Origin of the sequence: Corallococcus sp. AB049A (assembly GCF_003668885.1) — a bacterium.
In the GTDB taxonomy this organism is placed as follows: domain Bacteria; phylum Myxococcota; class Myxococcia; order Myxococcales; family Myxococcaceae; genus Corallococcus; species Corallococcus interemptor.
This window is the reverse complement of the sequence record NZ_RAWL01000041.1, coordinates 1-10,803: the sequence shown is the minus strand read 5'-3', so window position 1 is coordinate 10,803 and position 10,803 is coordinate 1. Positions and strand designations below refer to the sequence as shown.

The 10,803-nt window shown below is 69.9% G+C and carries 8 protein-coding genes; 3 read left to right on the top strand and 5 right to left on the bottom strand.

Features of this window, described 5'->3' with window-relative positions; genetic code table 11:
* Nucleotides 1-503 precede the first annotated feature (503 nt).
* From D7X55_RS07015 to D7X55_RS07005, 3 genes are all read left to right on the top strand, one after another.
* On the top strand, nt 504-1,040 hold the full coding sequence (locus D7X55_RS07015; RefSeq protein ID WP_121722602.1) for a hypothetical protein: 537 nt from the start codon (nt 504-506) through the stop codon (nt 1,038-1,040).
* 94 nt (nt 1,041-1,134) lie between these two features.
* On the top strand, nt 1,135-1,854 hold the full coding sequence (locus D7X55_RS07010) for a YcnI family protein (protein ID WP_120550261.1): 720 nt from the start codon (nt 1,135-1,137) through the stop codon (nt 1,852-1,854).
* An 8-nt stretch (nt 1,855-1,862) separates the two neighbouring features.
* Nucleotides 1,863-2,063: a hypothetical protein gene (locus tag D7X55_RS07005; RefSeq protein WP_121722601.1), complete on the top strand. Its 201-nt coding sequence runs from the start codon at nt 1,863-1,865 to the stop codon at nt 2,061-2,063.
* On the opposite strand, the gene D7X55_RS07000 is transcribed toward D7X55_RS07005, so the two are convergent.
* The 5 genes from D7X55_RS07000 to xdhB form a co-directional block, all read right to left on the bottom strand.
* Nucleotides 2,057-3,397 carry a hypothetical protein gene (locus tag D7X55_RS07000; RefSeq protein WP_121722600.1) on the bottom strand — a complete coding sequence of 447 codons (1,341 nt, stop codon included), beginning with the start codon at nt 3,395-3,397 and terminating at the stop codon, nt 2,057-2,059. The two genes, D7X55_RS07005 and D7X55_RS07000, sit on opposite strands and share 7 nt — an antisense overlap.
* Nucleotides 3,394-5,091 (bottom strand): hypothetical protein, encoded by a 1,698-nt coding sequence (locus D7X55_RS06995; protein ID WP_121722608.1) that lies wholly within the window; start codon nt 5,089-5,091, stop codon nt 3,394-3,396. Before D7X55_RS06995 ends, D7X55_RS07000 begins: the two co-directional genes overlap by 4 nt.
* Nucleotides 5,092-5,425: 334 nt before the next feature.
* Nucleotides 5,426-6,583: a methanobactin export MATE transporter MbnM gene (locus tag D7X55_RS06990; protein ID WP_199746883.1), complete on the bottom strand. Its 1,158-nt coding sequence runs from the start codon at nt 6,581-6,583 to the stop codon at nt 5,426-5,428.
* 3 nt (nt 6,584-6,586) lie between these two features.
* Nucleotides 6,587-7,447, bottom strand: a complete 861-nt coding sequence (locus D7X55_RS06985) for an MbnP family copper-binding protein (RefSeq protein WP_121722599.1) — start codon at nt 7,445-7,447, stop codon at nt 6,587-6,589.
* Nucleotides 7,448-7,531: 84 nt separating this feature from the next.
* On the bottom strand, nt 7,532-10,803 hold a 3,272-nt coding region (gene xdhB, locus D7X55_RS06980), incomplete at its 5' end, for a xanthine dehydrogenase molybdopterin binding subunit (protein ID WP_121722598.1).

Sequence of the window (10,803 nt, the reverse complement as noted above, 5' to 3'; positions counted from 1 at the left end):
CGCGCATGTATCGTCTGGCGCGCGCGCGAGCAATCCCCCCCACCCACATTGTCGCCACGCCGCGCCATGGGCACGGCGGGGAGCGCGTGAATCAGGGGCAGGGCGGAGTGCGAGTTTCATGGGAACGGAATTCGGAGAGCGTCTGGGCCGCGAATCTCTTCATCGCGCGAACGGCGGGACATTCAAACGACCCCCAAGGTCGGAAACCCGGGGACCTCCCTTGTTCACGGGATACTGCGCGTAGTGTCCGAGTAAACGTGACACATCGGATCATGCGACGGGAACACGCGGAGTGTATGAGTCCACCCTCCCTGAGGCTTCGCCGACACCCGGAACGCCGTCCCTGTCTGTGAATTGTCTGTGAAAATAGGATTCCTTGGATTCATCTCGTCAGGGTTCGAGGACGATACGGGGTGGGTCCGACACGGCCCCTGCGCGCTTGTGCCGCAGGGCGGGCGGGAGCGTGAGCCATGCCGAGGCCGGTGCGTGATGTGACACGGTGGATGGGGACGGCGCTGCTCTGGGGCGGCGTGCTGGGCTGTTCCGCGGAGCCGGCCATGGCGGTGACGCTGGACTGGGACGCGGGCGTGGATGCAGGGCCCGCTCCGGCGACGTGCGCGAGCGGGAGCGTCTGGACCGAGGCGACGGGCGGCACCGGGGCCACCATGGCGCCGGGATACGCGTGCCGGAGCTGCCACCTGCGGCAGGCGCCCTCCGTGGCTTACTTCTTCATGGGCACGGTGTTCCCGTCGCTCCATGAGGCGGACGGATGTGACGCGCGGCTGGAGGCGCCGTCGAAGGTGAAGGTGGAGATATTGGACGCGGACGGCCAGGTGCGGCTCACGCTGGTGCCGAACGCCTCGGGCAACTTCCTGTCCACGACGCTCCAGCCGTCCTTCCCGCTGCCGTACCGGGCGCGGCTGGTGGGGCCGGATGGCGCGACGCGGGTGATGGCCACGCCGCAGAGCAGCGGAGACTGCAACAGCTGTCACACCGGGCAGGGGACGCAGGGGGCTCCGGAGCGCATCGCGCTGCCGTGAGTCTGTTGGGTGCGAGCGCTGCGACAAATGACCGCAGCGGGCGCTCCACGGTGGACTGCTATCCGGGATGCTCCCTTCTTCCTGGAGTCACCCGATGAAGTCTCTCTTGGGTCCGCTGTGTTTCGTCGCGGGTTCGCTGCTGTCCTCCTCCGCCTTCGCGCACGCGGCGGTGTCCGGGACCACGCCTCCCCATGCCGGGGCGACCTTCGAGGCGGACTTCACGGTGAGCCACGGCTGTGATGGCGCGGACACGTCCAGGATGCGGGTCCAGATTCCCGAGGGCGTGACGGGCGTGCGCCCGCTGGACTCCGTGTTCGGCCCTGCCGAGGTGGAGAAGGACGCCAACGGCAACGTGACGGCGGTGACGTGGACGAAGCCCGCGGGCAGCGTGAAGGCGGGGGACACGCACTTCTTCCACCTGGGGCTGCGGATGAAGCTGCCCTCGAAGCCGTTCACCACCCTGTTCTTCCCCACGACGCAGACGTGCAGCACGCAGGCGGGCGTGGAGACGGTGGTGGAGTGGAAGAGCACGGCGGGAGGCGAGCACAGCCATGATGGGGACGCGGGCACGGGGGCCTCGGAGAACCCGGCGCCGTCGCTCTATCTCCTGCCGTCGCGGTTGCCGGGATGGAACCAGTACACGGTGCAGGAGCACGTGCACGACCTGACCGTGTTCAAGGACGCGCTCATCGTCTGGGCCGGGTCGCAGGCGTACAGCTTCAACCCCGTCACGCAGGCGCTCATCGAGAAGGAACCGGGCGTCACCGCGCTCACGCAGATCCATCCGGGCACGGTCATCTGGGTGAAGTACTAGGAGCGACCATGCGCCACTGGCTCTTCGTGTTGTGTATCGGTGTTCTCGCCGGTTGTTCGGACAAGCCTTCGCCGCCGCCCACGGGGCAGAGCGACGCGGGCACCATCGTGGAGGACGCAGGGACGGCCTCCGGCGTCGAGCGGCCGGGGGCATTGGATCGCCCGCCGCTGGAGCGGTTGCCGGATGACCTCAAGCCGCCGGCTCAGTAGGCGTGGCGTTTGGCGACGTTGAAGAGCTGGGTGAGGGAGTGGTCCAGCAGCGCCTGCGTGGACCGCATGTAGCGGTGCGCTCGGACGAAGGGCAGCCACACGCGGTCACCGACGCGGACCTGGGCTTCCATCCACTGCTTGCGGGGAAGCCACTGGCCACCCAGGTGTTTGACCAGCACCTCGCCCAGGTATGCCCCGACGGCGGGGACCACGATGGCATCGATGTTGTGACGCTCGAAGATGTCCGGGAAGGTCTCCTTCCAGAAATGGAAGTCGATGTCCGTCAGGGATTCGGGGGTCGCCTTGAAGACGGAGGGCACGGGCGTGTGAAGCAGCGCCACGAGCTGTTCCGCGAAGTACGCGTACTGAGCGAGCGCGGCTTTCGGTTCAGCCACGTCTGAAGGCAGGGCCGCGTCCAGTGGGAGCCATTCGTCCGGCTCCGGAGGGACGTAGACGTTGAGTTCGGCGATGCGTCGCTGGTGCTGGGACAGGGGCGCATATGCGGGCAGGCGTAAGAGCAGCGCGGCGATGTCTGGGGCGAAGCGGGGTGCGACGGGAGCGAGGGTCGCGCTTCGGTCGCGGAGGATGGCCAGCACGGTGTCGAAGTCGAGGTCCGGCCGGAGGTGGACCCATGCGCGGGCCTGGGCGACGCGGGCTGCTTCACTGGCGAAGTCCGCGGCGATGGGCCAGGTGACGATGAGGACGGAGCCATTGGGGAGCTCTTCGACGCGATGAGCGGGCGTGGTGAGCATGCGCTCGCGGCCGACGGTCTCCACGAGCTTCGCGCTGAAGACGTTGAGCCAGCAGAGTTCGTAGACCTTGTCGAAGCCGTCTCGATAGGTTGTCTCGTCGTCCCGGCCAAAGTTGGGGAAGTCCGCCAGTTCCCTGTCCGCCGCGCTGTGAGCGGACGCGAGGGTGACGGGATAGTGGAGGGCCCATGTTCGGACCATCTCCACGAGCTTCTTGCAGCTCGATTCCCGCGAGAAGACCTCGAGCGGGTTCACCTTGAGAGAGAAGCGCAGGCTCGGTGGTAGTGGCGGAAATCGAAGGTGGAGTGACGTGTCCAGGTCGGGCTCCTTGGTGCGGTAGAGCCCCACGGATGCGCTCCGGTCCTGACGCGATTCGGCCAGCCCCTTGGTGACGGCCTCGCGTGTGTATTTGCGGCGCCGCACCCCCTTGACGATGTCTGGCATCCACTCCCCAGCACCTGCTTCGAGTGCTTCAAGAAACGGTGCGAGTTCTCTCTCTAGGACGCCGGGCGTGTTGCAGGCTCCATCAAACGAGAGGCGCAGATAATCCTCGGCCATGGGTCCAGGGCTTCCTTGCACGGTCATTGGATTTGAATCTCCACACCTTCAACCCCGTTCCGGAGTTCGGTCAGGACTACCTTCAGGGTGTCCGTGTCTCGGGGTTTGAGGGCGCCGCCCTCATAGATGAGGCGCACCCTGCGGATGCGTGCCAGTCCTTCCAGCCCAGGTCTGCGGACGTTCACGGTCTCGCCGTAATACCGAAGAGCCGCGCGCGCGTCCGCTCCCATCTGGGCCTTCATTGCTTCCTCGCCGAACTGACGCATGTCGCGGCTCTTGAAGCTGAAGGTCTCCATGCGTGGCGATTGTCCTGAGGGTGGCTTCGTTTCGATGACCAGTACGTCCGCGAAGCGCAGGTCCGCCTTGGTCATTCCCACATGCGTCTCAATCCTCGGCTGTTCGAAGTCCCGGAGCCACTGTCGCTGCGCTCGGGGTAGGGCTGCATCCGCCCGGAGCAGGGCGACCATGGCTCGCTCGAATAACAGCCCGCGGATGAACTGCCCGCGCAGGTCCAGGTAGCCTTCCCAGCGCAGCGGGCCTTTCGCGGGCACGCTCTGTTCGAGTTCCGCGAGCCGGGCCTCGCGATAACTGACGTATTCGGTCCAGAGTGGGTGTCCTTCGGCTCCGGGCGGCGCATCTCGTTCCGGCGGATGTTGCTTCAGGAAGGACACATCACGGGACAGGCGGGGGCCTGTGGCCTCCCATTCGATCTGGGCTAGCCTTGCCTCCAGGACCTCCGGGGGGACTCCCGCGAAGTCTTTCGGCAGTGCGGCGGTGCCTCCGCTTCGGGCGGCACCCTGGGGTTCGCGGCTTGCCTCCGCCAGCAGGGCCTGGGCCTTCGCTGGATTCCCCCGCGCTTCGTAGAGCGCCAGCGCTCCGGCTTCTCCCCACTCGGCCGCGAGGAGTGCTCCCTCCCGGCTTGCTCGCAGCTGACGGAGCAACTCGCGGGTCGCGTTCACTCCGAGCTGTTCTTCCAGTCTCCCTACCGCGGCCTTGAGCGCTTCCACGTCGAGCCGCTCTGCCCGCAGGGCCCGGATGCCTTTGCCTCCCGCGTACAGCGCCACCATGAGCGCGGCGGGTGCCAGCTCCCTCGTGGCCTGTTCGTACCGGCCCTTCGCCAGCGACACCGCGCCCTGTGCCGTTCCCGCGGCCAGGTGGAAGAAGCCCATCGGGACGCCGAACGTCAGGTGATCGAATCCTCCCCGCACCACGTTGCCCGGGGAGAAGTGCCCGGCCATCAAGGCCCGCTCCACCGCGTCGAGCGCTTCCTGGTACGGCGGTGGCAACTGAGCACGCTTCGCGGAGAACTCCACGTAGCGGGCCCCCGCGCTCACCTCGGTGCTCGACAGCGCGTCCCGTCCCGCGCGCCCCAGGCCTCGCAGGACGTCACCGGCCCGCTCCTCCCGCTCTGGATACGCCGCGATCTTCAGCCCCCGGCGCAGCAGCTCCTCGCGCACGGTGGGCATGCCGCCCAGGGTCTCCCCGAGCTGCTTGTCCCGGGCCAGCTGCTGGACCCATTCGCGCAGTTCGTCATCGAAGCTGGTGTGCAGGAGGAAGAGGGCGAACACCTCCGCGCGTGGCAGGCCGTACTTCTCGACCGCGCTGATCAGGAAGGCGGCGCGCTTGCGCTGAAGGACACGGGAGGCCTTCGCATCCAGCGGGCCCAGCGCCCCCAACCGGACCGCGTCCCAGTCCTCCAGGGACTCCACCAGCCGGGCCATGTCCACGCCGCGCTGCATGGCCACGAAGGCCGCGGGCGAAGCACAGGCCAGGAAGGGCGCAATGCGCTCCTCACTCCGGTCCAACTCGGGCCAGCCCTTTGGAAGGGCTCGACCTCCACACCCGGATGCCGGGGGAGTCTCAGCCGCGGCCTTCCGTGTCGCTCCAGCCCACGGACGCCACACCCCTCGTGCCGCGGGAGTTCCGTAGCCCCACGTCCCCCCATGCGACGGTGACGAGGCACAGCCCGCGAGGAGCAGCGCCAGACACGTCAGCACCGCCCACCGCTGCACGAGGAATCGCCATGGCCGGATCACGGCCGGTGACGATACCCGCTCACGGCACCGTGGCCGGATCCGCGAAGCGCGGGTCGCTCAGGAACGCGGTGTCCGTCAGCGACTCCAGGAACGCGATGACGTCCGCCTTCTCCTCGGGCGTCAGCTCGAAGCCGCGCACGAAGGCGCTCTGCAGGGGGCTCGGTTGTCCTCCGTTCGCCGCCCTCGCCCGGCCTCCCGCCGCGTAGTGGTCCAACACGTCGGAGAGCGTCGCCACGCTGCCGTCGTGCATGTACGGCGCGGTGACGGCCACGTTGCGCAGGGACGGCGCCTTGAAGCGCCCCATGTCCTCCGGACGGCCCGTGATTTCAATCAGGCCTGGATCCCCGATGGGATACGCGCCCTTGCCGTCCTCGTTGTAGAGCCCCGTGTTGTGGTACGGCAGCACCGGCTCCATCGTCTGCGCGTGCACCGTCGCGTCCTGGAAGTTGAATCCAGAGTGGCAGTGGTCGCACTCCAGCCGCTCGGACAGGAACAGCTGCAAGCCCCGCTTCGCCGCGGGACTCAGCGCGTCCACCTCCTTGCCGTACAGATAGCGGTCGTACGCGGACGTGCCCGACAGCAGCGAACGCTCGAACGCCGCCAGGGCCCGCGTCAGCGTGGCCAGCGACACCGGCGTGGCCTCACCCGGGAACGCCTCCGCGAAGCGGGCCGTCAGGTCCGGATCCGCTCGCAGGCGCTCCAGCAGGACCTCCTGTTGATCCGCGAACCCCAGCTCCACCGGCTCCCGCCCGAACAGCGGCACCAGGGACTGGGCCTCCAGCGTGGTGAGCGCGGAGTTGGCCCAGGTGAGGCTGGTCGCGTACGCCACGTTCGCCAGCCCCTGCCCGTTGCGGCGGTGCGCCTGGCCCGTGCTGCCCACCGCGTGCACCCGCCCGTCCGTGAAGGCCCGGGCCTGCTCGTGGCACGAGCCGCAGGACTGCGTGCCGTTCAGCGACAGGCGCTTGTCGTAGAAGAGGCGCCGGCCCAGCTGGACCTTCGCCTCCGACATGGGGTTGTCCGCCGGCACGCGCGGCGTGGGGAAGCCCGCGGGCAGCTTCCAGTCGTAGGGCGCGGGCTCCTCGGAGGGGCCCGAGGGCTCTTCACAGCCCGCGGCCAGCAGCATCACCGCCGCCAGCGCCTTCCACACCTGTCCTGCTCGCCGTGCCACGTCGGACATCTCCTACTCAGCCCGGATGAAGGTCTGCGCGGCCGGGTTCGCCGCCTGGCTTCCGAAGGCCAGCCCCAGGCGCTCGAAGTAGGGCGCGCAGTCCGCGTCGGTGGGGAACGACATGCAGCCCACCGCCGTGTTGGGGGTGTTCACGTCCAGGTTGGAGCCCGAGAAGAGCGTGCCCAGGTCCATCACCACGCGGTTCTTCGTCACGTCGAAGCCGTCCAGCTGGAACTCCGGACGGTTGTTGTTCGCGCACCCGGCGGTGCCCTGCGTCTGGCCCGCGGGCGGCGGCGCGCAGTCCGTGCTGCCCAGGTGCATGACGTGCTGGGGAAGGCCCTTCGTGCGGCCCTCGATGCGCGTGAAGATGAAGCCGCCCTGCCAGCTCCAGTGCAGGCCCGCCGCGTCGTCCATCGGCGCGCCCAGCTTCGTGGGGTCGCCGTGGTTCAGGTCCTCCGGCACGCCCAGCGTGAAGCGCAGGCCCGTGTAGTCACCCGGGGGCACCGTGAACCGGAGGGACGCGTTCGTCCCTGCCGTGCCCTGCGTGCACAGGCCGTCCTTGTTCGCGAAGTCCAGCAGCGCCACGCCCGAGTGCTGCCACTTGCCATCCTCGGTCAGGTTCACGGGCACCTCCTGCCCGTCCCGCGTCACCAGCCGCACCGCGTGCACGAACACGCGGAAGTCCATGGGCTCGTACGTCGTCCCCGACGTCCCGACGTTCGTGTACGTCTTGCCGCACGCGAACGCCTCCGTGCCCACGCGGGCGACGACGGGCAGTTCCACCGTCAGGACTTCGGGTTCGTCGTCCCCACAGCCGAGCGCGCCCACGAGGGCCAGCGGCAGGAGGAGGCGGGATCGGAGCGTGGAGCGCATGGGGGGCATCCTTGGAAGGTGCCCCCGTCTAACGCACCGGTCGCGCGGGCATACCGTGGCATGTTGCCGCACCCGCTGCCCGCCTCACGCCACCTCGCGCGCTTCGTCCGGTACCGGAAGTCCCTCGCTCCGGGCCTTGCGCCGCTGGATGGCCAGGAAGAGCGCTTCGTGCGTGGCGGGCGAGGGCAGGTCCACGTCGCCGCCCGCCGCTCCGAAGGCGGCCACCGCGTCGCGCAGCGCCTCCCGCACGGACAGGGCCAGCATCAGCGGCGGCTCGCCCACGGCCTTGCTGCCGTGGATGGTGCCCTGCTGTCCGGCTCGCTCCATGAGCGTCACGCGCAGGTCGATGGGCGCGTCGCTGAACGCGGGCACCGCGTAGGTGCTGGCGGAGTGCGTGAGCAGCCGCCCGTTCGCGTCCCACTTCAGCTCCTCGCCGGTGAGCCACCCCAGGCCCTGCACGAAGCCGCCCTCCACCTGGCCCCGGTCCACGCCGGGGTTGAGCGAATCACCCACGTCCTCCAGCAGGTCCGAGCGCAGCACGCGCTTCATGCCCGTGTCGCCGTCCACCTCCACCTCGCTCACCGCCGCGCCATACGCGAAGTAGAGGAACGGCTTGCCCCGGCCCAGGGCCCGGTCGTAGCCGATGCCCGGCGTGCGGTAGTAGCCCGTGACGGACAGGCCCACGCGGTCGCGGTAGGCCTCCTCCACCACGGCCGCGAAGGGCAGCCCCTGGTCCGGCCGCGACGCCGCCGCGATTCTCCCGTCCTCGAACACCAGCGCGTCCGGCGACACCGCCTGCCCGTGCAGCTGCACCAGCATGCGCGCGGCCACCGGGGCCAGCCGCTCGCGCACCTGGATGCAGGCCTCGCGCACCGCCGCGCCGTTGAGGTCGGAGCCGCTGGAGGCCGCCGTCGCGGACGTGTTGGGCACCTTGTCCGTGGCCGTCTGCGCCACTCGCACCAGCTCCGCGGGCAGGCCCAGCTCGCGCATGGCCACGCCTTGAATCTTGGTGTGCAGGCCCTGGCCCATCTCCGTGCCGCCGTGTGACAGCAGGACGGAGCCGTCGCGGTAGACGTGCACCAGCGCGCCCGCCTGGTTGAGGAAGGTGGCGGTGAAGGAGATGCCGAACTTCATGGGCGTGATGGCCAGGCCGCGCTTGATGCGGGGGCTGGACGCGTTGAAGGCATCCACCTGCGCGCGGCGCTTCGCGAAGTCGGAGGACTCCAGCAGGTCGTTCCACAGCTTCGGCAGCCGGTTGTCCTCCAGCTCCTGGCCATAGTGCGTGGTGTTGGTGTCGCCCACGCCGTCGTAGAGGTTGCGCTGGCGCACGGCCTCCGGCGCCAGGCCCAGGGTGGCCGCGATGCGCGCCAGGATGTCCTCCATCACCAGCATGCCCTGCGGGCCGCCGAAGCCGCGGAAGGCCGTGTTGGAGACCAGGTGCGTCTTCGCCACGCGGCCGGTGTAGCGCACCGCCGGGACGTAGTAGCCGTTGTCCAGGTGGAAGAGGGCGCGGTCGGTGATGGACTCGGACAGGTCCAGGGACCAGCCGCCGTTGGACGTGAGGTCCGCCTTGAGTGCGAGCAGCCGCCCGGTGGCGTCGAAGCCCACCTCCCAGGCCGCGTGGAACGGGTGGCGCTTGCCGGTGACGACCATGTCCACGTCGCGGTCCAGCATCCACTTCACCGGCCGGCCCGTGTGCACCGCCGCCAGCGCCACCAGCGCCGCGGGCGCGTTGCCTTGCGTCTCCTTGCCGCCGAAGCCGCCGCCCATGCGCGGCGCCTTCACCACCACGCGGCTGCGCGGCACGTGCAGCACGTGCGAGATGATGGCCTGGACCTCCGAGGGGTGCTGCGTGGAGGACGTCACCGTGACGTCGCCGTCCTCGCCCACCTCCGCGAAGGCCGCGTGCGTCTCCAGGTAGAAGTGCTCCTGGCCGCCCATGGTCAGCTCACCGGCCAGCCGGTTCGGGCTGGACGCGAGCGCGCTGTCCACGTCGCCCCGGCGGATGACGTGCGGGTCGGTGTGGAAGCTCTGCTGCTTCAGGGCCTCGGCCAGCGTGAGCACCGCGGGCAAGGGCTCGTAGTCCACCACCACCTGGCGGGCGCCCTCGCGGCAGGCCTCGGGTGTCTCGCCGACGACGAGCGCCACCACCTGCGCGTGGAAGAGCACCTCGTCCTTCGCGAGCAGCGGCTCGTCGTGGCGGATGGGGCCCGTGTCGTTCATGCCCGGGATGTCCTCCGCGAGCAGCACCTTCACCACGCCGGGCACCTTCAGCGCGGCGCTGGCGTCCCGGCGGAGGATGCGCGCGTGCGCGTGCGGCGACAGCACCGGCCACACCGTCAGCATGGGGCGGCGCTGCGCGAGGTCGTCCACGTACTGCGCGCTCCCCGTCACGTGGCCCAGCGCGCTCTCATGGCGCAGCTCGCGGCCCGCGTCCGCCGTGGGGGTTGGCGCGCCCAGGGCGAAGCCCGGACGTCCGTCCAGCGCGGGGCTGTGCTCGCCGGACGCGAACTTCTCCAGGAGCGACACGATGAGCCCGCGCCGGTAGTCCGCGCTGCCGCGCAGGTCCGTGAGGGGCGTGAACTCACGCTCCAGCGTGGCGCGCACGCGGGCCACGGCCTCCGCGTTCCACGGGTGGCCCAAGAGCAGCGCCTCCGTCTGCTTCGCCCGGGCCGGAGTGGCCGCGACGCCGCCGTAGCCCAGCCGCACGGTGCGCACGATGCCCTGCGCGTCCGTCTCGATGCAGAAGCCCGCCGCGACGATGCTGATGTCCAGCTCGCGCCGCTTGGACACCTTGAAGCTGTCCGAGTGGCGCGTGAGCCCGCTGTCCTTCGCCGGCCCGTGGGGAATGACGACGAAGCGGACGACCTCGTCCGGCTGGAGCGCCGTCTTGCGGTACGCGAGGAAGAAGTCCGACAGCGCCACCGTCCGCTCGCCGCGCACGGACGCGAGCACCAGCCGCGCGTCCAGCGCGAGCAGCACCGGCGCCGTGTCGCCAATGGGCGAGGCCGTCACCAGGTTGCCCGCCAGCGTCGCGCGGTGGCGGATCTGCCGCGAGGCGAAGACGTTGAGCATCTTCGCCAGCTCCGGCACCTCGGGGCCCAGCGCGTCCTCCACGTCCACCAGCGACGCGGCGCCGCCCACGTACCAGCCGTCCTGCTCGCGGCGGATGGCGCGCAGGGACTCCACGCCCTCGGTGGAGATGAGGAAGGGATAGCGGCGGGACTTCTTGGTGATGTCCACGCCCAGCTCGGTGGCGCCGGCCACGAGCATCGCCTCCGGGTGCAGGGCGCGCAGCGCGAGCAGGTCCTCCCAGGTGGTGGGGCGCAGGAACAGCCCGTCGCGCGCCTCGTAGC